The sequence below is a fragment of the Paenibacillus sp. FSL R7-0189 genome, assembly GCF_037969925.1.
Lineage (GTDB): Bacteria > Bacillota > Bacilli > Paenibacillales > Paenibacillaceae > Paenibacillus_AQ > Paenibacillus_AQ odorifer.
In genome coordinates this window covers 6497101-6521169 of sequence record NZ_CP150223.1, presented here as the reverse complement: position 1 = coordinate 6521169, position 24069 = coordinate 6497101, and the positions used below count along the sequence as shown (strand labels likewise).

Annotated in this window: 21 protein-coding genes and 1 pseudogene; 17 read left to right on the top strand and 5 right to left on the bottom strand. The window is 44.3% G+C overall.

Features of this window, described 5'->3' with window-relative positions:
- Both rpe and spoVM read left to right on the top strand, forming a co-directional pair.
- Positions 1-666 (top strand): ribulose-phosphate 3-epimerase, encoded by a 666-nt coding sequence (rpe, locus tag MKY63_RS28765; protein WP_036686202.1) that lies wholly within the window; start codon positions 1-3, stop codon positions 664-666.
- A gap of 177 nt (positions 667-843) precedes the next feature.
- The gene (gene spoVM / locus MKY63_RS28760; RefSeq protein WP_020431362.1) at positions 844-924 is read left to right on the top strand and encodes a stage V sporulation protein SpoVM; all 81 of its coding nucleotides are present in this window, start codon (positions 844-846) and stop codon (positions 922-924) included.
- Positions 925-1025: 101 nt separating this feature from the next.
- Here the strand turns inward: spoVM and rpmB are convergent, their stop codons facing one another.
- Positions 1026-1214: a 50S ribosomal protein L28 gene (gene rpmB, locus MKY63_RS28755; protein WP_036686205.1), complete on the bottom strand. Its 189-nt coding sequence runs from the start codon at positions 1212-1214 to the stop codon at positions 1026-1028.
- Between the two features lie 190 nt (positions 1215-1404).
- On the opposite strand from rpmB, the gene MKY63_RS28750 reads away from it, so the two are divergent.
- The 5 genes from MKY63_RS28750 to MKY63_RS28730 all read left to right on the top strand — a co-directional run bounded on the left by MKY63_RS28750 (position 1405) and on the right by MKY63_RS28730 (position 6792).
- Positions 1405-3192, top strand: a complete 1788-nt coding sequence (locus MKY63_RS28750) for a DAK2 domain-containing protein (protein ID WP_038570325.1) — start codon at positions 1405-1407, stop codon at positions 3190-3192.
- 83 nt (positions 3193-3275) lie between these two features.
- Positions 3276-4139 (top strand): DegV family protein, encoded by an 864-nt coding sequence (locus MKY63_RS28745; RefSeq protein WP_036686209.1) that lies wholly within the window; start codon positions 3276-3278, stop codon positions 4137-4139.
- A gap of 9 nt (positions 4140-4148) precedes the next feature.
- Entirely contained in the window at positions 4149-6200 is a 2052-nt protein-coding gene (gene recG, locus MKY63_RS28740; RefSeq protein WP_036686210.1) for an ATP-dependent DNA helicase RecG, read from the top strand.
- Between the two features lie 66 nt (positions 6201-6266).
- The gene (locus MKY63_RS28735; protein ID WP_036686212.1) at positions 6267-6554 is read left to right on the top strand and encodes a stage VI sporulation protein F; all 288 of its coding nucleotides are present in this window, start codon (positions 6267-6269) and stop codon (positions 6552-6554) included.
- A 52-nt stretch (positions 6555-6606) separates the two neighbouring features.
- Positions 6607-6792 carry a hypothetical protein gene (locus MKY63_RS28730; protein WP_141118525.1) on the top strand — a complete coding sequence of 62 codons (186 nt, stop codon included), beginning with the start codon at positions 6607-6609 and terminating at the stop codon, positions 6790-6792.
- Positions 6793-7383: 591 nt separating this feature from the next.
- Here the strand turns inward: MKY63_RS28730 and MKY63_RS28725 are convergent.
- The 3 genes and pseudogenes from MKY63_RS28725 to MKY63_RS28715 form a co-directional block, all read right to left on the bottom strand.
- On the bottom strand, positions 7384-8244 hold the full coding sequence (locus MKY63_RS28725; RefSeq protein ID WP_051491444.1) for a YitT family protein: 861 nt from the start codon (positions 8242-8244) through the stop codon (positions 7384-7386).
- 126 nt (positions 8245-8370) lie between these two features.
- A pseudogene (locus MKY63_RS28720) lies at positions 8371-9063 on the bottom strand (cation:proton antiporter); the annotation flags it as partial.
- Positions 9064-9166: 103 nt separating this feature from the next.
- Positions 9167-9529 carry a hypothetical protein gene (locus MKY63_RS28715; RefSeq protein WP_038570328.1) on the bottom strand — a complete coding sequence of 121 codons (363 nt, stop codon included), beginning with the start codon at positions 9527-9529 and terminating at the stop codon, positions 9167-9169.
- A gap of 184 nt (positions 9530-9713) precedes the next feature.
- On the opposite strand from MKY63_RS28715, the gene MKY63_RS28710 reads away from it, so the two are divergent.
- Together MKY63_RS28710 and MKY63_RS28705 are read left to right on the top strand one after the other, a co-directional pair.
- Complete coding sequence (locus MKY63_RS28710) at positions 9714-10127, top strand: DUF2500 domain-containing protein (RefSeq protein ID WP_249267720.1); 414 nt, start codon at positions 9714-9716, stop codon at positions 10125-10127.
- 125 nt (positions 10128-10252) lie between these two features.
- Entirely contained in the window at positions 10253-12949 is a 2697-nt protein-coding gene (locus MKY63_RS28705; RefSeq protein WP_339813642.1) for a cation-translocating P-type ATPase, read from the top strand.
- Positions 12950-13039: 90 nt separating this feature from the next.
- Here the strand turns inward: MKY63_RS28705 and MKY63_RS28700 are convergent, their stop codons facing one another.
- Positions 13040-13975: an NlpC/P60 family protein gene (locus MKY63_RS28700; protein WP_339810747.1), complete on the bottom strand. Its 936-nt coding sequence runs from the start codon at positions 13973-13975 to the stop codon at positions 13040-13042.
- A 324-nt stretch (positions 13976-14299) separates the two neighbouring features.
- On the opposite strand from MKY63_RS28700, the gene MKY63_RS28695 reads away from it, so the two are divergent.
- From MKY63_RS28695 to MKY63_RS28660, 8 genes are all read left to right on the top strand, one after another.
- Positions 14300-15370 carry an ABC transporter substrate-binding protein gene (locus tag MKY63_RS28695; RefSeq protein ID WP_076101654.1) on the top strand — a complete coding sequence of 357 codons (1071 nt, stop codon included), beginning with the start codon at positions 14300-14302 and terminating at the stop codon, positions 15368-15370.
- A gap of 61 nt (positions 15371-15431) precedes the next feature.
- Positions 15432-16355 carry an ABC transporter permease gene (locus MKY63_RS28690; protein ID WP_339810744.1) on the top strand — a complete coding sequence of 308 codons (924 nt, stop codon included), beginning with the start codon at positions 15432-15434 and terminating at the stop codon, positions 16353-16355.
- Entirely contained in the window at positions 16348-17142 is a 795-nt protein-coding gene (locus MKY63_RS28685) for an ABC transporter ATP-binding protein (protein WP_036686220.1), read from the top strand. Before MKY63_RS28690 ends, MKY63_RS28685 begins: the two co-directional genes overlap by 8 nt.
- Positions 17143-17365: 223 nt before the next feature.
- Positions 17366-19132 (top strand): sensor histidine kinase, encoded by a 1767-nt coding sequence (locus MKY63_RS28680; protein WP_038574396.1) that lies wholly within the window; start codon positions 17366-17368, stop codon positions 19130-19132.
- Positions 19125-20693: a response regulator gene (locus tag MKY63_RS28675; RefSeq protein ID WP_339810742.1), complete on the top strand. Its 1569-nt coding sequence runs from the start codon at positions 19125-19127 to the stop codon at positions 20691-20693. Before MKY63_RS28680 ends, MKY63_RS28675 begins: the two co-directional genes overlap by 8 nt.
- A 121-nt stretch (positions 20694-20814) precedes the next feature.
- Positions 20815-22152, top strand: a complete 1338-nt coding sequence (locus tag MKY63_RS28670) for an extracellular solute-binding protein (RefSeq protein WP_036686225.1) — start codon at positions 20815-20817, stop codon at positions 22150-22152.
- A 164-nt stretch (positions 22153-22316) separates the two neighbouring features.
- Positions 22317-23216, top strand: a complete 900-nt coding sequence (locus MKY63_RS28665) for a sugar ABC transporter permease (protein ID WP_036686586.1) — start codon at positions 22317-22319, stop codon at positions 23214-23216.
- 3 nt (positions 23217-23219) lie between these two features.
- A complete protein-coding gene (locus tag MKY63_RS28660; protein ID WP_036686226.1) occupies positions 23220-24059 on the top strand; it encodes a carbohydrate ABC transporter permease in 840 nt (279 codons plus the stop codon).
- Positions 24060-24069 lie beyond the last annotated feature (10 nt).

The following is a 24069-nucleotide window of genomic DNA, read 5'->3' as shown; positions in this document are numbered from 1 at the left end:
ATGATACGAATAGCACCATCTTTATTGTCGGCGGATTTCGCGCGTTTAGGTCCAGAAGTAGCAGAGGCGGAAGCCAGTGGTGGAGATTGGATACATGTGGATGTAATGGACGGTCATTTTGTGCCGAATATCACATTGGGTCCACCTATTGTAAAAGCTGTATCGTTACATACCAAGCTGCCACTTGATGTTCACTTGATGATTGAGTCACCAGAACGTTATATCCCTGATTTTGCTGCAGCAGGTGCAAGTGTGATCACCGTTCACGCTGAGGCATGCGTTCATTTGCATCGTGTGGTTCATCAGATCAAGGAGCTGGGGCTGAAGGCAAGTGTAGCAATTAATCCGGGTACTCCGGCTTCAGCGGTGCGTGAGGTGCTGGAGGATGTGGATATGATTCTGGTGATGACCGTTAATCCAGGCTTTGGTGGTCAAGCATTCATTCCTAACACTTTGCGCAAAATCATTCAAATTCGAGAATGGGCGAATGAAGTGAATCCAGATTTATTGATCGAAGTAGATGGTGGAGTCTCGGAAGAGACAGCACCCTTAGTTGTGGCAGCTGGAGCCGATGTTTTGGTAGCGGGGAATGCAGTTTTTGGCCGGAGTGATCGTGCTGCGGCGATCCGCGGAATTCGAGAAGCAGCCGAATCTGCACTGCGTTAAAAAAATAGGCTATTGAGACTAGAGGTATAGGCCAAGTCCTCGGTGCATAAATATGGTTACATGAGCAGAAATCTCATGTAGCCTTTTTTGTTTTGGCAGGGAGGACTGCAGTTCGTTTCCGTTATTGACAAGAGGAAAGTCTCCTGCGTACGGCATGAATTGATGGGAGGGTAAATCATGAAATTTTACACGTTTAAGCTGCCAAGGTTTTTGGGAGGTTTTGTTAAAGCAATATTGAACACATTTCAGAAGAGTTAAGCCGCTAACAGAAAAGAAAACATGAAAAAAAGCACCTTACAAATGTAAAGGGTGCTTTTTGCTTCATATAAGTTATCGTTCGGTCTTAAAATTGCTAAAGACTAAACGCGTTCAACTTTACCGGCTTTCAAAGCACGGGTGCTGACGTACACGCGTTTTGGTTTACCGTTCACGAGGATACGGACCTTCTGAACGTTAACTCCCCAAGAACGACGGTTGCGGTTATTAGCGTGAGACACGTGGTTGCCGCTGCTCGGTTTCTTGCCTGTTACTGCACATTTGCGGGACATAGATTACACCTCCTTATTCCTAACACCTGCATAAACAATACTTATCTATAATATCACAGCAAATTTTGCTACGTCAACCGATTCAAAAACATTTATTTCTTTTAATACTTATAGTACAATGTAAATTAGTGCATTATGTCCTGTTAATCATAGAATGATTAGGCATGAAGTTAGGAAGGGGAATTCTCAATTGAGTAAGCGTTCTATAAACGGAACAGATTTTACCGCTATGGTATTGGCTGGAGCGGATAAGCTGCAACAGCATGCAGAACACGTCAATTCCCTAAATGTTTTTCCGGTCCCAGATGGAGATACCGGCACAAACATGAATTTGACGATGACCGCAGGTGCGAATGAATTAAAGAAAAATAACACCACTTCTGTGGGCCAATGTGCAGGTGTACTCTCCAAGGGCTTATTAATGGGAGCTCGTGGGAATTCCGGCGTTATTTTGTCCCAGTTATTCAGAGGGTTTAGCAGGTATGCGGCTCAACATGATGAGCTTAATACACAGCAGTTCGCTGCTGCGCTGCAAACCGGAGTGGACGCTGCGTATAAAGCAGTTGTAAAGCCCGTAGAGGGAACTATTCTTACTGTAGCTAAAGAGGCTGCAAGACATGCTGTTTATTATGCCCGCCGTACTACTGACGTTGTGGAGCTGATGACAGAGGTATTAGCCAAAGCAAAAGAAGCCTTAGCTTATACGCCTGAGCAATTGCCTGTATTGAAGCAAGTCGGTGTTGTAGATTCTGGCGGCCAAGGTTTGGTCTACATTTATGAAGGGTTTCACCAGCATCTGACGAATGGAAGTACTACCGGTCTGTCTGAATCTGTGCAAGGACAAACCCACACACCCGTTGCACCAGCGCCTAAACCCGTATTAACGAAACCTGAAAGTGAACTGTTTTCTGTACAGTCTTCTGCGCAGTCACAGCTATCTACTGAAGATATAGAATTTCTATATGATATGGAGTTTTTCATTAATCGCCAGTTAGGCGTTAACGTGAGAACCAATTTTGATGAGGAAGCTTTTAGGAAAGCGTTGTCAGTTAATGGCGACTCCATTATTGTTATTTCAGATGATGAGACGATTAAAGTGCATGTGCACTCTAAGGCTCCAGGTGAAGTGATGAACTTGGCTCTTCTTTATGGGGAGATCACGCAGATTCACATTCTTAATATGCGAGAGCAGCATCGTGACCTGCTGACTGCGGGCATGGATATTGCACCAATGCCTGATGTATTCGCTGATATGCCGAATGAGAAGAGCGCAGTGCAAATGTCTCCTGCTGAACCACCGGCCGATGATTTGGCGCCTTACGGCTTCATCGCGGTATCATCTGGCGCAGGTATTGCTGACATTTTCAAAAGCCTTGGAGTGGACGTAGTCCTAGCTGGCGGTCAGACAATGAATCCTAGCACTGAGGATTTCGTGAACGCGATTTCTTCCATATCTGCGAAGCATGTTTATATTTTGCCAAATAACTCGAACATTGTTCTTGCCGCTCAACAAGCTAAAGATCTTCTAGAGGGCGAACGTGAGATTACGGTGATTCCAAGTAAAAGTATTCCGCAGGGAATAGCAGCAGCTTTTGCATTCCAAGAGGAAGATGCAGTGGAGACTAATTCTGAGAATATGCTGGAAGCAATCTCTCATGTGAAGTCCGGACAAGTAACGAACGCTGTGCGTGATACAAGCTTTGATGAGCTGGAGATTAAATCGGGCCAATTTATTGGGATTTCTAATTCCAAAATTGTTGCTGCTGCAGATGATCTTTTGGCTGCAAGTCAGGCGCTGTTATCCAATATGCTGGAGAATGGCGACGAAATCGTTACGATCCTTATTGGTGCAGAAACAGAATCCGAGGCTACTGATTCTTTGAGTGAGTGGCTGGAAGAGACTTATCCGAATGTGGAAGTTGAGATTCATGAGGGTGGCCAACCCCTGTATTATTATCTGTTCTCTGTAGAGCCATAGGTAGGAATTAATGGTTCTTTAACAATGGAGTAGAAATTTGTTATTGCGTAGTTGGCAAAATTATAGCTTGGGGGAGAAAATCCATGAATCGTACCATTATCGTCACCGACAGCACTTCAGATATCCCGCCAGCAATGGCGGAAACGTACGGAATTGAGGTAGTACCGTTGACCTTAATGTTCGGCGAAGAGGCTTTTAGGGACAATCTGGATATGACTCCGGAGCAGTTCTATGAGCGTCTTCCCCGTACCTCACAGCTGCCGACTACTTCTCAACCCTCACCGGTTGAATATATGAATGTGTACCGCAGTATTCTGGAGCGTAACCCGGGCTGTTCTATCCTTTCCTTTCATATTTCTTCTGGACTGAGCGGGACTTATCAATCTGCATTGCTGGCTAAATCGATGCTGGAGGAAGAGGGAGAAGGGATCACTGTTGTGGATTCTCTCTCCGCTTCTTATGGTTTTGGATTTATGGTAGTGGAAGCTGCCAGAATGTCTGCTGAAGGCAAAGGACCTGAAGAGATACTTGAGGCTGTAGAAAGCCTACGTCAATCGCGTAAGCTTTACTTCTTAGTAGATACACTTGAATATTTACAAAAAGGCGGGAGAATTGGAAAAGCCTCCGCTATTCTGGGGACACTTCTGAATATTAAGCCGATATTGTCCATTGATGCAGAAGGTATTATTTATGCGGTGGAGAAAGTTAGAGGCCGTAAGAAGGCTGTCGCCCGTATGATTGAACTGTTCAAGCGGGATCTGCAGGGTGTAAACAAAATCAATGTGGCCGTAGGTCATACGGCTGAACCGGCTTCCGGCGAGGAGTTCCTGAATGAGCTTGCAGGACACTTCACCTTGGAAGAAAAAGTGCTGACGAACGTCGGCCCTGTCGTGGGCAGCCATGTCGGTAACGGTACATTAGCTGTGTTCATTTGGCCTGCAAAATGAGGGATAAATATGACACTGGCATTAAATCAAATTGAAGTAAAAAACATAACTGGCGTGAGTGCTCAAAAGCAAAGCGAGCTTCACGCCTTTGGCGTCTTTACAGTAAAGGATTTATTAGAGTATTATCCGTTCCGCTACGAGGATTATCGGCCCCGCTCGCTGAGTGAGACTAAACACGGGGATAAAGTGACCGTTGAGGCAAAAGTAATCGGTATCCCTGTACTGCAGCGTTTTGGCGGCAAGTCACGTCTTAGCTGTAAGATGGTTGCAGAGCCATGGATGTTCACAGCAACCTGGTTTAACCGCCATTACGTAAGAGAGCAACTCACTGTGGGACGGGAAATTGTGCTGACCGGAAAATGGGATCAGAAGCGCAATCAGATTACAGTGACTGATTATGAATTTCCGGATCGTGGTGAAGGGAAGACGGGAACACTGCAGCCAGTCTATTCGGTAGGTGGTAAGATCACTCAGTCCTGGATCAGGAAGGTTATTAATCAGGGACTTCAGCAGTATGGGGATCTGATTCCAGAGATTTTACCGCATTCTATTATGAGGGAATATGACTTCATGCCGCGTAAACGGGCCATTGCCACTATCCATAGGCCTGAGGACACTCGTGAGGGGCAGCAGGGGCGCCGTAGGATGGTATATGAGGAACTATTCCTGTTCCAGTTGAAGATGCAAGCGTTCAGGGTTCTGAACCGCGGGCGGATGGATGGGGTAGTCCACACAGTGGATAACGCGACGGTACGCCAGTTCGTGCGCAGTCTGCCCTTTGAGCTTACAGATGCACAGAAACGTGTAGAGCTGGAGATTTTACATGATCTGCGTTCACCATATTGCATGAATCGTCTGCTGCAAGGAGATGTTGGCTCGGGTAAAACAGTGCTTGCGGCTGTGGCGCTTTTTGCTACGGTAAGATCTGGTTTTCAGGGCGCACTAATGGTGCCCACAGAGATTTTAGCAGAACAGCATATGCGTTCACTTACCAGGATGTTTGAGCCGTTTGGGATTACTGTAGGACTCCTGACGGGCAGTGTGACTGGCCGAAAACGTAAAGAGTTATTGGCCTCGTTGCAAATGGGGATGCTTGATATCGTGGTAGGAACACATGCTTTGATTCAGGAGGATGTATTTTTCCGTGATCTGGGTCTTGTGGTAACTGATGAGCAGCATCGTTTTGGTGTGAATCAGCGTGGTGTATTGCGGCGAAAAGGATATAATCCGGATGTACTGACGATGACTGCGACGCCTATTCCACGTACACTTGCGATCTCTGTTTTTGGCGATATGGATGTATCTACTTTATCTGAAAGGCCGAAAGGCCGAGTTCCTATAACTAGTTATTGGGTAAAACATGATCTCATGGATCGTGTGCTGAATCTGATTAAGCGTGAAATTGATCTGGGTCGTCAGGCTTATTTGATCTGTCCGCTCATTGAAGAGTCAGAGAAGCTGGATGTGCAGAATGCTATTGATTTGCATATTCAGATGAGCCAAGCTTTCCCTAGCTATAAAGTTGGGCTTTTGCATGGGAAAATGACTCCCGCTGAAAAAGATGAAGTGATGCGGGCGTTTTATAACAATGAGCTGCAGCTGCTTGTGTCCACTACGGTGGTGGAGGTTGGTGTAGACGTTCCTAATGCTACATTGATGATCATTATGGATGCGGATCGTTTTGGTCTGTCACAGCTGCATCAGTTACGTGGACGGGTAGGAAGAGGGCAGCATGCCTCTTTTTGTGTGTTGGTAGCTGATCCAAAATCTGAAATCGGACGTGAGCGAATGACTGCCATGACCGATACGGATGACGGATTTGAGATTTCCCGAAGGGATTTGGAGCTGCGTGGACCGGGGGATTTTTTTGGGACAAAGCAGAGTGGATTACCGGAGTTTCGGCTGGCAGATATGACGGCTGACTTTGAAATTCTGGAGCAGGCGCGGGATGATGTCGCAGAGCTGCTTAAGGATGAAGCTTTTTGGACATCACCTGAATATGCATCTCTTCGGCATTATTTACAGAGTGAACAGATCTTCCAAGGAGAATTAATTGACTAACTAGGCACATGTAGCACCGAAGGCTCATATACTGTGAAAGATTGGATATGACGGGAGGTGCTACACTTGGGTTATCAACAATTCGGAATTAGCCCTCAGTTGGTGGATCGCATCAAGCTGAAGATGAAAAACTCGACTGTGAAGGATCGTATCAAAAGTATGATTGAGGGCATCTCGAAACAGGAGCTGCAGGATCCTGCGGTTGTTCGCAGATTGGTACGGAAAGCGTCAGGTGTATTGAACGAGAAACTGACCTCGACACAGGAAGAACAAATTGTAAAGTTTATCATCGCGCAGAAAATCGATCCGAACAACACCTTTCATTTAATCCGCTTGTGGGGAATGTTCCGTTAAGTAGCGGATTAAATGAAAAGTAGGGGTTGTCCATGGGTGTTTTTTTCATCGTATGAGACAGTCTGCAAGCAGCGATCCTCCTATTACTGGAGGATCGCTGCTTTGCGTTTTTGGCCGTAGTTACGGCATGCTGCAATATGTCTCTAATCCGGATAAACCGATGCCACCGAACATAGTCATTCGTCGTCCGGTAACGCCTAATCATAGTCAACCGCCGTCTGATGTCACTGAATCATAGCTCCGCTTATCCGATACCGCTGAATCACATTCAACCATCTTCGGACGCTACCGAATCATGGTCATCTGTCGTCCGATCCCGGCGAATCACATCCATCCATCGTCGATGCCCCCGAATTACATACCTCCATCGTCCGATACCACCGAATCATGTTCATCCACTGTCCGATGTCACCGAATCACATTCATCCGCCGTCCGATGACGCCGAAATATGATCATCCGCTGAGGTATTCGGACTCCAATGACGTTATTCGCAAATATATCGCCTTTGGAGCAAGGTTTCGGACCCCAGTGCAGCTATTCATAAGAAATAGGCTCGTAGTTGGCGTTTTTTGTGCCAATAGGGGCTATGCGGTCCGAATGCATTCAGAATTCCGGGAAATTCTGCATATAAGGTCCGCTGTGTCCGATAGCTGTCTCATGCGCGTAAACGTCTTCGAATAATGCGAAATTTGAGTTCTCGCAAGAAGTTTGGGGTCTCGAACAAGAAGTTTGAGGCCTCGCTCAGAAAAATTGGTTGCGATCAAAGGCTAAATTCAAAAAGAAGGGAGCGCTCCAGCCATTTTCATGGCTTAAGGGCGCTCCCTTTTTTTATTCGTGTAAGCGTGTTTGTCTATGATCTTTAGTGGCTGATCTGAACACGATTTGGCTCTCTGAATCACACTGTAGAACGATTGCCCGAAGATGATCTTCTTCCATTCTGTTTGTCAGACAAAACAACGTGCTAACCTCTCCATCTTGCCCTGAACCTTCGGCAATCGCAGCTTCTCGGTTTAGAGAGGTTGCGATTGCTTGCTGAATGTCCAAACATCGGCTGCTGGTAATCCAAGCAGTGCGGGAGTGGGATAATCCCCGTAGTGAGATACGAACACCTTCGAAAGCCAGCAGGTAGGCAATAATAGAATACATTGCTTGCTCCCAACCGAACAATGTACCTGCAAAAAGCAGAATTGCACAGTTCAGGATCATAATCACGACTTCCGTTGATTTTGGAGGTCCGCCGCTCAGCAGAGAATACCCCTGGTCACTGGCTTGTTTATTTACACCGCCGAATCTCACAGATATTCCAATACCTACTCCAAGACAGATGCCTCCTGCCATTGCGGCAGGTAAAGGATCGCTAATCACAGCAGGAAAACGATGCAGCGCAAGAGACGCGATGGTTAGGCAGGTTAATCCCAAAACAGTGTAAAGAGCAAAGCGGAGATTTACTTGTTTTCGCGACATAAATATAAAGGGCAGATTGAATAGAAATAGAAACAATCCAAGCTGCATTTCAGTAGTATGAGCGAATAATGCGGATAAGCCTGTAATCCCGCCGACAACAAGGCCATGTGGCATTAAAAATAATTCCAATCCTACAGCAGCAAGCAATGCGCCGGCAATGACGGTAAGAACTCGGAAGGTAGAGCTTCTTTGTAGCTGTTGACGTTGATTTATTTTGTTCTGCATAGTTTTTCCTCCTTCAACAGGGGAAACGACCTTACTCATTTTCAGTGGCTATGGCAGATTTTTTGGATATTCGTGCATCATGTCGTTTCTCAAAGTTGAATACTTTATCCATTATTTATAAATCTATTTAGATTCCTTCGTCAGACAATGTCCAAGGAGAACAAGGATCAGCACGTAAATGGCTGCAAATATCTGCAAATGTCTGCGAAAGGCTGAAAATGGCTGCAAATAGCTGTAAAGGGCCGCAAATGGTTGCAAATGACGGAGAATGTTGCAAAGGCTCCAAGAGGCTGCGAATGGCTACAAATAGTGAAGAATAGCCAGCACTCCGCAATGCTTTACCCAAATTGGCCATAATTATTGAAAATTCATCCCGCGCGGCTATGGGCATCCAATGTTGGATGAAGCATGAAGGCTGTGACCAACGCTACGTCCGGCCAGCAAGCCTGCAATAAAGTTGCCATTTAGCGTAACGATAACTGCTGCAAGGGAGTACCAGAGCGCCTCACCGCCTAAGGTGAGTGGATCTATGTCAGTCCGAAGCTGAAGCAGAAGATGACACTGAAGAAATCACGAAATGGGATCACAAGCTGTTCAATCGGTTTCACATGTTCGGTTTCAGCGAGGACAAGTCCACTAGTAGCGCGCCAATAACTTCTGTCTGTTAGATGAATGGTCTCGGTGAATCCAGCAATCAGGAATAGTGCTGCGAATATTACTAATGCAAAAAGCTCACCGGAAGAGATATTCAGGACACGTTTCAGCCAAAATACTTGCTTTCTTCCGGTGGAGGATGAGCAATGCGAGCATGTATACCAACCGGTAAATCCGCTTCTCTATAATTCATGACATAAGATTATTTATCAATCGAAGTTCTAAAATCCCTTCAGCAGACATTCATTTAGGGCAGAGGTGAACTTCGCTAGGGGAGTGATATTAGAAAATGAGAAGTGAATTTTAACAGGTACAGCCGCAGTCGAAGCAGGAATTTATAAATCACTGGACGGAACAGTAAAGAAAGTACAGGGAGTATTGCAGCTACCGCAATAGACTTCGTTCCCCACTGTTCAGCTATTTTGATGGCTCCTACCTGAGGGGTTATTTGAGGTGCAATCCTTACGGGAGGTGTAAACTTTCGCTCGTAGCGTTCATTTTCGGATGTCGTTGATTCTTGCTCCGTAGTGAATGATCCTCCAGACCAGGCAGGTGGAAAAGAAAATATCATCCCCAGAATTAGGACTATACGAAGAAACCAAAGTAATGACAAACGCGCTATATATTGCACCGAAATAACACCTCCCAACTGCATGTAGTATAAAAAGCATACCATACCTTTTCCTTTGAATCCAAATTGTTTTGTGAAAAAAATTCTTATATAGATGATGAAAACATGAAACCGAACGGGAAAAATGACGTATTTCGCAGCATAGATAACTTTTATTATCTTGTTTCAGTCAGGAGGGATAAATTTGAGCGAATGGCAGGATTTTAACGGTTTTGATGAGCGCAGCTTTTTCGGAAGTTTCATTCATGAGATGCCACTGTTTTTTAAATTATTTGCTTTGCTTTTTCTTGGCCTTTTTGTTTTTATAATTGTTAAATCAGTGAGAATCTGGATATCCAATAACGCAAGTCCTTTGATAAAAGCAAACTGCACAGCGGTCACCAAACGAACCGAGGTATGGGGGGGATCCGGTGAATCGAGAGCAAATACTAGCTATTTTGTTACGTTTGAGTTTGCCGATGGCTCTCGATTGGAGTTGCAGGTAAGAGATCAGGATTTTGGTTTGATTGTAGAAGGGGATCGAGGCGAACTCCTGTATCAAGGGACCAGGTTTAAAAGCTTCAATCGCGATTTGAAGAAAGAACATCTAAATTTCTAAAAAAGTACATACCATTCAAGAATCACCATGCCTATTTTGGGTAAAACTCATATGAGAGGTTTTACCAGATCTCAATTCTGGAAGGAGGCTATGGTTTGAATTCAAATAATCCACAATCGCAAGGGCTGGAACCCTTCCATACACTGAGCGAGGAAGAAGTGCTGAATAGGCTGGAAACTCGGAAAGAGGGTTTATCTTCCGATGAAGCGACTAAACTTGTGGAGCGATATGGGAAGAACGTACTTCAAGAAGCGAAGACCAAATCGCTATTAGGAAAGTTTATCGAACAATTTAAAAATGTAATGATCTTTATTTTGCTAGTAGCAGCTGTATTGTCAGGAGTCTTGGGGGAATGGACGGATACGATCATTATTTTGCTTGTAGTCATTTTGAACGCGGTGCTTGGAGTTATTCAGGAAAATAAGGCTGAGCAAGCACTCGATGCGCTAAAAAGTATGTCCTCTCCACACGCCAGAGTAAGACGTTCCGGCCAGGTTACTGAGATAAAAAGTGAAGATCTTGTGCCCGGGGATATCGTATTGCTGGAAGCTGGAAATGTAGTTCCGGCGGATATAAGACTTTTGGAAGCCGCTTCGTTGAAGACGGAGGAAGCCGCGCTTACCGGAGAATCATTGCCCTCTGAAAAGCGAGCCGGTGTGCTTGAAGGTAGCGACATTGTAATCGGCGACCGCACCAATATGGCTTATATGAGCAGCAGTGTAACTTATGGCCGAGCAATTGGTGTAGTTACAGCTACAGGAATGCAGACGGAGGTCGGTAGAATTGCCGGTTATATCTCGGAAGAAGATACAGATGTAACACCGCTGCAAAAAAAGCTGGATGAGCTAGGTAAATATTTTACCTTTATTATTCTTGGCGTCTGCGTGATTATCTTTGCCGTTGGGATCTTCGAAGGAAGAGAGCTGCTGGATATGCTACTTACCTCGATCTCACTCGCGGTAGCGGCTATCCCGGAAGGGCTGCCAGCAATTGTTACGATCATTCTCGCGCTTGGTGTGCAGCGAATGGCGGGACGAAAAGCGATTATTCGCAAGCTTCCCGCCGTGGAGACACTTGGAAGTACAGAGATTATATGCTCCGATAAGACAGGTACTTTAACATTAAATAAAATGACAGTCGAAAAAGTGCATGTCAACGGAAAGACCACTGATTCCAGTGCAGGGCTTGTAGGGATTCCTGGTGGCGAGTTATTGCTTCAAGCTATGACGCTTTGTAATGACTCCAGTATTGACGAAGGAAAGACTCCTAGTGAACCTGAAGCAAAAGCTGGAGCTAAGGACCCACAAACCAAGAGCGGAAAAGCAATCATCGGCGATCCGACGGAGACTGCGTTAGTCGATTATGCGCTTAGTATAGGCACTGACAAAAGGGAGCTGGAAAAGAAATACCCACGTAAAAATGAGCTGCCTTTTGACTCCGATCGCAAGCTGATGACAACGGTTCATGAGGTCGAAGCTGGACGTTATCGTGTGCTGACAAAGGGTGCACCAGATGTACTTTTGTCCAAATGCAGCCATATCTATGTGGATGGAGAAATTGTAACTCTACAAGACGAACATAAGCGGAATATCATGGAAAGTAATAAATTACTTGCGAATGATGCACTTCGAGTGTTGGCATTTGCTTTTCGAGATGAGGAGCAGCTGCCGACCGATCTCTCACCAGATACCACGGAGAAAGAGTTAGTATTTATTGGTTTGGTCGGTATGATTGACCCGCCGCGTGAGGAAGTACGGGATGCGGTAGCTATCTGCCGTAAAGCGGGAATTAGACCTGTAATGATTACAGGCGATCATCGTGATACAGCAGCGGCTATTGCCAAAAGATTAGGGATTATTGAAGATGAATCAGGTGTATTAACGGGTAGTGAGCTGGATAAATTCAGCGAAGAGGAATTTGCGGAGAAGGTTACCGATTATTCGGTTTATGCACGCGTCTCTCCTGAACACAAGGTTCGTATCGTTAAGGCTTGGCGACAAAAAGGAAAAATTGTGGCTATGACCGGAGATGGTGTAAATGATGCTCCTGCACTTAAATCATCCGATATCGGCGTGGGCATGGGAATAACCGGAACGGATGTTGCCAAGGGTGTATCAGATATGGTGCTTGCCGACGATAACTTTACGACTATAGTTGTTGCCGTAGAAGAAGGACGGAAGGTTTACAGCAATATCCGCAAGGCTATCCAGTTCCTTCTCTCCGCTAATCTTGGGGAAGTGCTGACATTATTTATTGCCACTATGATTGGCTGGCGTATTCTAGAGCCGATCCATATTCTGTGGATTAATCTCGTTACGGATACCTTACCTGCACTTGCCCTCGGACTTGAGAAAGCCGGCGAGGATGTAATGGCGAAGAAGCCGCGTAAAGCAAGCAGTAGCATCTTTGCGGGCGGCGTGGGGATCGGGATTATATATCAAGGGATTATAGAAGCGGCGCTTACGTTGATCGTGTATCAATGGGCGCATACGCATTACAATGAAGGTATTGCGGTTACAATGGCCTTTGGTACATTAGGATTACTGCAAATCGCTCATGCTTTTAACGTCAGATCCAATAAAAAATCGCTATTCCAGATCGGTTGGTTCAGCAATCGCTATATGTTATGGGCTTCGCTGATCTCTATACTAATGCTTGTGCTTGTGATCATCATCCCGGGCTTAAACGACTGGTTTGGTGTTTCACATTTAAGTGGATTACAGTGGGGAATAGTATGTGCAGCGGCCGTAGCGATTATTGTTATAGTTGAACTTGTAAAGCTGTTTGTCCGGATGAGCGGAAGGGGCAAGAGCTGGGATTAAGAAACTGGATAAAAGTTATAGTCAAAAAGCCTGAACCCCATCAATAGGGATTCAGGCTTTTTGAATGATTTCTTTTAAAGTATGGGAAGCTTATAAAACACGTTGCATATGGAGGATTACATTACTCCAATAACCTGAGTCGAGGTCACTGATCTGAACTCCGGGTTCACCCCAGGTGTGGATAAACTTTCCGTCTCCAATGTAAATACCGACATGACCAGGTATAGCATCACTTTCAAATCGACCGGGAACGGTAAAGAAGATAAGATCTCCTACATCCAGTTCGCTTCGACTTACACGGGTACCTAAATTGTCCTGATCTTTAGCTAAACGAGGTAAGCTGACTCCGAATTTTTTGAATACATGCCTTGTAAAAGAAGAGCAATCAAATTTTTTGGTTTCTTCATAAGATCCAGCGCCAAAGTCGTAGGGAACACCCAAGAAATTTTTGGCAAAAGAGATTAACTCCTTTTTATCCGCTTCAGAAATACTTTGAATGCGTAAAGATTTAGATTCACTCGTGGATTCGACCGTCGATAATTTTTCGATAGTCTTACGTTCGGACGGTGTAGCAATGTTTATCTCACCCGACTGGGGATTCCAGCCTACTTCTGTTTGCAAAAATTTGGACAAGGCTAAAGGGGTGATATAGATTTGCCCTTCTTGCCGTCTAGGGGCTTGTGGCAGTGTGATTTTTTCCCCAAGTGAGAATACCTGTGGAGAGCCAGGGCGCAGCATATACATAACATCGCTATAACCGATTTTAGTGTATCCATCACTAGAACCATCATCCTTCATCCGATATCCGAGCGAAGTAACCGCAGGCTTGAGTGGAATCCAGTACTTTCCCTGAGCGTCAGTAATTGCAGATTGTTCATAATAACTGGAGGCATTTTTACCATCAGGAGTTAGCGCGTTAACCTTAGGTTTTTGCGATTGAGAAGAATAACCGCAGGATGAACTCGTTAAAGCGACAGCAAGCAATACAGTAGCGGTGGTTAGTAGTCTTTTGTGATTATTAGCCATTTAACACGCTCCATCTTCAAACTGTAAATTAAGTTTGTGCAGGGCGATTTTTTTTATGTAAAAGAAACGAAGGCAATCGCTGTAAGAGACAACCAAGCATTACCTCTTTTGATGTCATATATTCTTCAGAATTTGAAATCTATGGAAATATGATAAGTGATTGACGGATAAACAACCTCCATATAATATAGGTTTAATAGATTTCTATCATTAATGTGAGGTACGTGTAAGCTTATGCTTTAATGCTTTTATCGATAAAAGTGATAATGCTGAGTCGCTCACCTTGATGTATGCGTTAATAAACTAATGAAATGGGGTACTTTGATGAAAAAGAGAAACATTTTGGCGGGATTAAGCTTATGCTTCATGCTCGTAGCAGCTGGTTGTGGCAACAATAACACCGCTGAAAACTCAGGAAATGCAGCGAATTCCGGTAATTCCCCTACGAATGCAGGAGCAGCAGATTCAAAAACGTACAAAATTGCGATCTCGCAATATGTGGAGCACCCCTCACTCGATGCTACACGCGAAGGAATTCTCGCTGCTTTGAAGGATGCGGGAATCGTTGAAGGCGAGAACCTGAAGGTTGACCTTGAAAATGCTCAGGCTGACCAAGCGAATAACTTGTCCATTGCTCAAAAGATTGCCGCTGACTCAAATGATTTGGTATTAGCAATTGCAACGCCTTCCGCTCAATCAATTGTTCAAGCACTCAGCAAAGCAAGTAAGGATACACCGATTTTGTTCGCAGCAGTAACTGACCCACTCGACGCAAAGATTGTCACGGATCTGGAGCATCCAGGTGGAAATGTATCAGGTGTATCGGACACCAATCCCGAAGCGATTAACAGATTAATGCAATTTATAGCTACCCAATTTCCTAACGTGAAAAAGCTGGGCATTGTTATTAATGAAGGTGAACCAAATGCAGTAATTATGGCTGAGATTGCTAAAAAAGAATTGGATAAGCATGGAATCGAGCTAGTGAAGGCTGCCATCACGAATACCTCTGAAGTCAAACAAGCTGCGGAATCACTTGTGGGTCGTGTAGATGCATTCTACATTACTTTGGATAACACAGTCGTAAGTGCAGTGGATACCATTATTCAAACGGCTAATGACAAGAAAATCCCGTTCTTCTCCAGTGACCGTGACACGGTTGAAAAGGGCGCTTTTGCCACCGTTGGTTTTAAATATTTCGATCATGGTTATCAAGTGGGTCAAATGGCCGTGGATATCTTGAAAAATGGTAAAAAGCCAGCTGATATGAAAGTAACCATGCAAGAAAAACTTGATCTCATTCTTAACCTGAAATCTGCAGCAGCGCAAGGCATAGAAGTGACTGATGCAATGAAGGCAGAAGTTGCCGATCAAGCTAACAATATTATTCAATAAGCCATTATATAGGGGCGATTTCGTGAGAACGCCCCTTTCCGCTCGAAGGAGGAAGTCATCTATGTTAAATTCGATGCTCGGGGCCGTTGAAATGGGACTGCTTTACGCATTTATGGCTTTAGGTGTATACATTACCTTTCGTATTCTTGATTTCCCTGATTTGACTGTAGATGGGAGCTTTACCACTGGTGGCGCCATTGCCGCTGTTATGATTACTAACGGTTATGCACCATGGCTTGCTACCTTGGCCGCTATTGCTGGTGGAATGCTGGCAGGAATGTGCACGGGCCTATTACATACGAAAGGCAAGATTAATGGACTGTTATCCGGTATTTTGATGATGATTGCACTTTATTCCATTAATCTGCGGATATTTGGTGGCAAACCCAACTGGTCTTTAATGGGCAACACTACCTTGTTCACTTCCATTGATCCTCTGCTCGTACTGCCGTTTGTAGTTATTTTTGTGAAAATAGTAATGGATTTATTCCTGCGTACGGATCTTGGACTTGCGCTGCGGGCTACCGGAGATAATGCAAGAATGATCCGTAGTCTGGGTGTAAACACCGATAATACCACTATTCTTGGCGTCAGTTTATCCAATGGAATGGTGGCGCTCTCGGGGGCGTTAATTACTCAGTATTCTACTTTTGCGGATTCCTCCATGGGTATTGGGATGATTGTAATCGGGTTAGCTTCGGTGATCATCGGTGAAGCCATATTTGGTGCCAAAAATGTATTTCGGGCCACACTGGCTGTTGTGCTCGGATCCATAGTTTACCGGATCGTAGTTGCACTTGCCTTGCGGGTACCGTGGCTTAAAGCTTCGGATCTTAAGCTGATCACAGCAATTATCGTTATTTTCGCTCTTGTATTCCCGTCGATTCAGCGTTTCCTGAAGCAGAAGAATATGGCGCGGAGGCGTTCCGTTGAATTAGCTGAGCAAGCGCTAAGCAGCAAGAGAGGAGGCACCATCGATGCTTAAACTGGAGAACGTATCTAAGCTGTTCAATCCCGGAACACCCGATGAGAAAATAGCGCTGCTCGGCATTGACTTGGAGCTTCTTCCCGGTGATTTTGTCACCATCATTGGAAGTAATGGAGCTGGTAAATCTACGTTGATGAACATTATTTCCGGTGTCATGAAGCCGGATCTGGGTACAGCCAGCATTGAAGGAAATTCAATCAGCCATTTGGCGGAATTTCAACGGAGTCGCTGGATCGGCCGGGTCTTTCAGGACCCAATGGCGGGTACGGCTCCACATATGACGATTGAAGAAAATTTAGCTATGGCTTATAAAAGAGGCAAAAGCAGAGGGTTAACCTTTGGAGTAAATAAAGCAAAAAGAGCTTTATTTCGCGACGAGCTAAGCCGTCTGGGGATTGGGCTGGAGGATCGCCTGCGGGCAAAAGTAGGGTTGTTGTCAGGTGGAGAGAGACAAGCGCTAAGTCTGCTAATGGCGACCTTTACTCAACCGCAAATTTTACTTTTAGATGAACATACAGCTGCCCTTGACCCTTCTCGTGCGGAGCTGATTACTAAACTGACAGAGTCCATTGTCCGTGAGATGAAGTTAACCACCCTAATGGTTACCCATAACATGGAGCAGGCCATTCGTCTTGGCAATCGTCTGATCATGATGGATAAGGGCCGTATTATTTTGGATATCGACGAGGTTCGTAAAAAAGATCTTACCGTAGAACGGCTGCTCGGAGAATTCGAGACAATCAGCGGACATAAATTGGCAGATGACCGAATGATGCTTGGTTAGTCTGTTGTAGGTGTGAATGTAGCTCAATATAAGGGCTTGAAGTGAAGTCTGATTCTGGATTTCATTTCGAGCCCTTTTTTACATAGGATTTTTTTCGCCGAGCCATTATACTATCCTTAGCTTTCAGTTCACGTAAATTTACCCAAATGGAACATTATGGTTTATAATGGAATTATAGTGATAATAAATGAAAATTATCATATTTAGGGAGCGGAGAATACAGATGATTTGGAAAAATGTTAGCGCTTACAGAAGTTCGGGCATTTTCAACAAAATGATACTGATTATTTCCTTTTTGCTTCTACTTTCCTTTTTATTCTCGTTGACCGTTTTGCAATATGTGTATCGTATCTATGACAAGCAAATTTATGAAAAGGCCTCTGAGGTACTGGGGATGTCCTCTATAAGCATCGAAAATGCCCTAAGAGAATTGGATCAGCTTTCTTTTACAGTGGTGTCTGATGAGCAAATTCAAGAATGCCTGCGCCAATTGCAGAATGATCCACAGCCTTATGAAAGACAAGTTCTACATAACAAGATCATAAACAGGCTGGTTGCTTTTGCAGGGGCAGAGAAATACGTTTATTCCATGATGCTGATGGATACGAGTGGCGGAGTAATGACTGCGGGCAATCGTGAAGGGGTATCACAGGATCTGCAGGATCAGTTAAAGCCGTTAGCTGCGGAAGCTAGCGGGAGTATAGTGTGGTATCCGCAAGGAAACAGAAATTCACTTTTGGCGGTTCGGCAGATTAAATCTTATACAGGGTCAACGTTTACGCTGGATGATCTGGGAACACTCGTGATCCGTATTCGGATCGATCTAATCATTGCGGATAGTACGAGCGATACCGACCAATTAATAGCTGTTGATGCCACGACGGGACAGGCGATCTATCCTGAAGCACCGATTCTTTTGCCAGAAGAGCTTAAAGAAGAGACAGAACGTCCGGAGCTATATCGCACGGCCAAATATCAAGAAGGTACTTATTTTATAACCAAGACGAAATCATCTTATATAGATTGGATCTACATCAATGCAACTCCATTTAATGAGATGTTCAAACATATTACTTTTGTCAAAAAACTGGTCGTCATCATATTCGCACTAATCTTATTAATTGGTCTCCTTTTAGGCTACAGGCTTGCTCGTAGTATTGTACGTCCGATCTCTAAGCTGACCAAAAAAATGAAGCAAATCGAGAAGGGCGATCTGGACAATCTGGAGGAACAGTCATTAGGTGTGGTTTCACAGACTGCGCAGGACGAGGTTAGTCAGCTAAACCGGACTTTTAAAATGATGATCCGCAGGATCAGAGAGCTTATTGATGAGAACTATGCGAAGCAGCTGATTATTAGAGAGACCGAGCTGAAAGCATTACAGGCACAGATTAATCCGCATTTTTTGTACAATACACTGGAATCGATCAATTGGTTAGCCAAAATGAACAAACAAGCCAAAATCTCAGAAATGGTAGAAGCGCTCGGTTACTTGTTCCGCAGCTCTATTGGTCTCAAGGATCCGCTAATTACACTTGAAAAAGAGATCACTATCGTGCGAAATTATGTCATTATCCAGAAAACACGGTTTGATGAGAGGCTTGATTTCCGGATGGATGTACCTGAAAATCTGCATGATGCATTAATTCCGAAGCTGACCTTGCAGCCTTTAATCGAAAATGCTATTCGCTATGCGCTAGAGCCTAATATTGAGCCGTGCACCATTTCTATAACAGTTAGTGAAGAAGATCAGGGCCTCGATATCAAAGTCAGTGATAATGGACCGGGGATGAGCGCTGAATTTATCAAAGATTTACAGATGGGGAGAGTTAAGACACGTGGAGAAGGCATCGGCTTAGCTAACATCGCGGAGCGTATTCAAATCGTCTTCGGCCCTGAATGGGGCACAGTCATAGAAAGTGAGCCGGGTCAAGGAACAACTATACATGTGCGTATACCTTACTTAAAAGGAGTGCTAGAGAATGTATAAACTGCTGCTGGTGGATGATGAACGCTTGATTCTGGAAGGGATATCGCAGGTTGTGGACTGGGGACGAGCGGGAACAGAGCTTGTAGGCACGGCACGGAACGGGATTGAAGCTTTGGTGAAAATTGAGGAGCTTAACCCTGAAATTGTGATCACGGATATTTCTATGCCTGGTCTAGATGGCCTGGGACTGGTGCAAAAATGCAGTGAACGATTTCCAAACGTGAAATTCGTTATGCTGACTGGTTATAAGGATTTTGATTATGCTTGTATTGCTATGCAGAACGGGGTCAAACATTATCTTTTAAAGCCGTGCAATGAGAATCAGATCCATGAAGCACTGATTGAGATGGTAGCGGAACTCGATGAGCAGAAGAGCAGAGGCGAATTCGTAAATCGTATGAAACAACGTCTTCAGAAGGTATTGCCCCATGTGAAAGAACAATTTTTGAAGGAATGGATCTCTAATAAAACTTATGGAAGTCAGGATCTAGAGTATTATCAGGAACTATTCGGCATTGAACTTAATGACAAAACGGTGCGCTTGCTCCTGTTCCGACTAGAAGGTTCTTACGAATATGAGCAATTGTTCGCTCTGCAAAATATTGCCCAGGACGTACTTCAGGAAACACTCCTGAGTGCGACGATAGGTGGTCATTTATTAATATTACTGGAAGATGAAGGAAATACGGTGCAGAATAGCTCCCTGCTTAAACGTATCGCTGAAGTAAGAGAGGTATTCTGCAAGTTTTATAAAATGGATGTGACAATCGCGATTAGTGATGCTGACCTTATGATTCATTCCCGGAGATTGTATCGTCAGACCTTGCAGTGCCTGAACCATCGTTTTTATTTGGAGGCGGGCGGTTTGATTACCGGGAGTGATATCCCAAGTGATGAGCTAAGTGGAAGAAATGATATCGAGCTAGATGAAGAGCATATTTGTCTACTTATAAAAGCAGGCGATCAAAATACAGTTGAGTTGGAATTGGAACGATTATTCAACTTGCTCGCAGATGAGCGGTTAGATATTAACGTGACGCGTTCTTATGTTTTACAGTTATATTCCGCTATGATTCGTTTAGCAGTCCCTGATGAAAGAAATAGCTTCACATCGGGCTTGGCGGAGCTTGCCGAAATTAGAACCTTGGGAGGTTTAAAAGCATACGTCAAAGAGGCAGCGGTTCGCTTAACAGCGATGTATGACCGACATTTTAGTTCCCGGCAATCACTTATTGTAGACAAAATGTTCAAAATTATCGCAGAGGATTACAAGAATGCAGAGCTGTCGCTTAGCTCGGTCGCTGCTGAAATGTTATATATGAATCCCGACTATCTCGGCAAAATATTCAAAAAAATTACCGGGGAGAAATTCTCGAATTATGTAACCAATTACCGGATTGCTAAAGCATCGGAGCATATTTTGAGAAGTGGGGATGTGAGAGTATTTGAGCTGGCTGAAATGTTCGGCTTCGGTGGAAATGCACAATATTTCAGTCAGGTATTTAAAAAAGTAACCGGCCAGACCCCTACAGATTTCATGAAACCCCCTCAAGCGAACTGATTATTGAACAAACAAGACGGTTTTTTGTATTCAATAATCACGGAATATTTGAGAAAATTTAACCAATGAAAGCGCTACCTAAAGGGATCAGAGCCTTTACACTATCATAGGAAAAGGGGACATGAAATTGAAAAAGAGATTCGCTTTACTAGCCGTACCATTATTGCTGTCGTCGATGTTAGCTGGTTGCGGTGGAGGTAACAACAATAACAATGCTGCCGCTACGGATTCCGCTACAAATACTCCTTCGGAAACGAAACCTGCGGCTACGACCTCAGCAGAACCAGTAACCTTGCGAATCGCATGGTGGGGTGGAGATACAAGACATTCTTATACACAACAAGTTATCGATATGTATGAAGCCAAATACCCGAATGTAACCATTGAGCCTGAGTATGCATCCTTTGATGATTACTGGAAAAAGCTTGCTCCGCAAGCCGCTGCAAATAGGCTTCCTGATATCGTTCAAATGGATATTTCTTATATCAATCAATATGGATCTAACGGACAGCTCGAAGACTTGAAACCTTATTTGAACTCTCAGATTCAAGTCGGCGATGTGAATGAGAACGTGCTGAGTACTGGAGTGATCGGTGAGAAGCAATACGGAATTCCGTTAGGGGTTAACGTACTTGGTTTTCAATATGATCCAGAATTGCTGAAAAAGGCAGGCGTTGATTCTATCCCAGAGAACTGGACTTGGGATCAATACAAGGAAATCGCCGCAAAAGCTAAGTCGGCTGGACTGTACATGGATGGTTCCATGGCAGCAGACGTATTCTTCAACTATTATCTGCGTACAAAAGGGCTGGCACTCTATAACAATGATGGTTCCGCTCTTGGTTATGAGGACGATGCGTTGTTCACTGACTTTTTCGGAATGTTGTCTGGTCTGATTAAAGATGGAGCGGTCCCATCACAAGACAAACTGAGCCAAAATAAAGGGGTTATTGAAGAGTCGGATATTGTTAAAGGGACAGGTATCGGTGTATGGCAATGGTCGAACCAATACGTTGCTTTGCAAATCGCTGTAAATCGTCCTATGGAGCTGGCACAAATGCCTGGTCCAGATATGGATAAAGGGCTTTACATGCAGCCAAGTATGTACTGGTCAATTACTTCTAACTCTAAAGTGAAGGAAGAAGCAGCGAAGTTCGTTGATTTCTGGATTAATGATGTGGAAGCTAACAACCTGATCAAAGGCGAACGCGGAGTACCAATTTCAAGCAAAATCAAAGAATCTGTAGCTACACAATTAACTGATTCCGGTAAGCAAGTATTTAAGTTTGTTGCTGACATGGAGCCTACTACTTCACCTATGAGTCCACCGGTAGGATCCCCAGAGGTTGTAGCACTGCTTACAGACCTCGCTGAACAAATGAACTTCGGAAAAATCGACCCAGCAGCAGCAGCGGCACAGTTCCGAAAAGAAGCGAACTCTATTCTCTCCAGCCGTTAAACGTAGGGTAACAGATAACTATACTGCGTCTCACATGGGAAACGGCATGCCATTTCGCTAGGCGGCATCCCGTTTCCCATATTATTCACATAAAAAGGAGTTGGAGACCCTTGGCCTTAACGAATCCCCTACCTTCGAATCCATTGGCTGTTAAGAAAAATAAGTTGACCGGCCGGCGGTTACGAAGCAACCTTACAGGATATGCCTTCATCAGTCCGTTCGTCATTGGCTTCCTTTGCTTCACACTGATCCCAATGATCATTTCGCTGTATCTCTCTTTTACTAAATACAATTTATTCGCTCCACCTAAGTGGATTGGATTTGATAATTACATCAAAATGTTCTCAAATGACCCGAAATATTTGCATTCACTAAAGGTAACCCTGCTTTACGTATTTATCGGTGTGCCTTTACGTCTAACCTTCGCATTATTTGTGGCTATGATTCTAAATACGAAATCGCGTATGGTAGGAGCTTATCGGACAACTTATTATTTACCTTCTATTATAGGTGGCAGTGTGGCGGTCTCCATCATGTGGCGTAATATTTTTAGTGATACTGGAATTATTAACGGCATGCTTGGCTTTTTCGGGATTGGTCCGGTAAGTTGGTTTGGCAATCCGAACGCTGCGCTTATTATGTTGATAACTTTATCTGTGTGGCAGTTTGGCTCATCCATGTTAATCTTTCTGGCAGGTCTCAAAAATATTCCTGGTGAAATGTATGAGGCAGCTAGTGTAGATGGAGCCGGATTCTTCAGAAAGTTCTTTAAGATTACTATGCCACTCTTAAGTTCTGTAATTCTGTTTAACCTCGTTATGCAGACGATCAGCGCATTTATGACCTTTGTTCCTGCTTATATTATCTCTAAAGGTGAAGGCGGACCTATGGACGGCACTATGTTGTATTCTCTCTATTTATTCCGTCAGGCTTTTATGTTTAATAATATGGGTTATGCTTCGGCTATGGCTTGGGTGATGTTGTTGCTTGTCGGCATCATGACCGGAATCTTGTTCAAGACATCCAAATCGTGGGTCTTCTACGAGTCGGAAGGAGGAAAATAATCCATGGCGAAAATTAAACTGAAATGGCCGCTTTATCACATCCTTATAGGTGGCCTCGCTATCGTTATGCTGTATCCGATTCTGTGGATGATCATGAGTTCTTTTAAAGAGAGCCGGCTTGTGTTTGTTACAGCTAAACACCTTATACCTGATCCATGGGAATGGGGGAACTATGCTAAAGGCTGGGAAGGTATTGCAGGTTACTCCTTTGGTGTCTTCATCAAGAACTCTTTCGTAATTGTCATTGTCGCAACACTGGGCGCAGTCATTTCATCTTCACTGGTTGCCTTTGGTTTTGCCCGCAATAAATTTGTAGGCCATGGCTTATGGTTCGGAATCATGATGATGACCCTGATGCTTCCTTCCGATGTGGTGCTCGTCCCTCAATACATTATCTATGCCAAATTGGAATGGCTCGACAGTATCAAACCGATCGTTGTTCCACAGTTCTTCGGTGTCCCGTTTTTCATTTTCCTAATGCTGCAGTTTATTCGGACCATTCCTGTTGAACTTGATGAAGCGGCTACCATCGATGGTTGTGGGAAATTTGGACTTTATTTCAGAATTATACTTCCGCTTATCCGTCCTTCTATGGCTACTGCGGCAATCTTTTCCTTCTATTGGCGTTGGGAAGACTTGCTTGGACCGGTATTGTACTTGAACTCACCTTCTAAATATACAGTTTCGATGGGGCTGAAAATGTTCCTGGACAGTGAGTCCGTATCCAACTGGGGTCCAATGTTCGCCATGTCTGTTCTAAGTTTGGCACCAGTCATGATTATCTTCTTTATCTTCCAAAAGCAGATTGTAGAAGGAATCAGCACCAGTGGTTTGAAAGGTTGATTTCAGCAAA